Source organism: Curtobacterium sp. 22159 (genome assembly GCF_052045775.1).
In the GTDB taxonomy this organism is placed as follows: Bacteria; Actinomycetota; Actinomycetes; order Actinomycetales; family Microbacteriaceae; genus Curtobacterium.
In genome coordinates this window covers 1-316 of record NZ_JBQEPN010000032.1, presented here as the reverse complement: position 1 = coordinate 316, position 316 = coordinate 1, and the positions used below count along the sequence as shown (strand labels likewise).

At 67.1% G+C, this 316-nt stretch carries 1 protein-coding gene; it reads left to right on the top strand.

All coding sequences use genetic code 11. The annotated features are described in order from the left end of the window. Positions 1-316: MFS transporter (locus ACTJKO_RS17455; protein WP_440690642.1), on the top strand; the 316-nt coding region annotated here is incomplete at both ends.

Here is a 316-nt window from a genome sequence, read left to right as displayed (position 1 = left end):
TGACGACCTGCACGGGCTCGACCAGCAGGCGTGGGTGACGACGGCGTACCTCATCACCTCGACCATCGCGACGCCGATCTACGGCAAGCTCTCCGACATCTTCGGCCGCCGCCCGCTCTACATCTTCGGCATCGTGGTGTTCATCCTCGGCGCCGTGCTGTCCTCGATGTCCACCTCGATGCTCATGCTCGCGGGCTTCCGCGCCGTGCAGGGCATCGGCGCCGGCGCGCTCATGTCGCTGCCGCTGGCCATCATGGGTGACATCCTCGCGCCCCGCGAGCGTGCGAAGTACCAGGGCTACTTCCTCGCCGTGTTC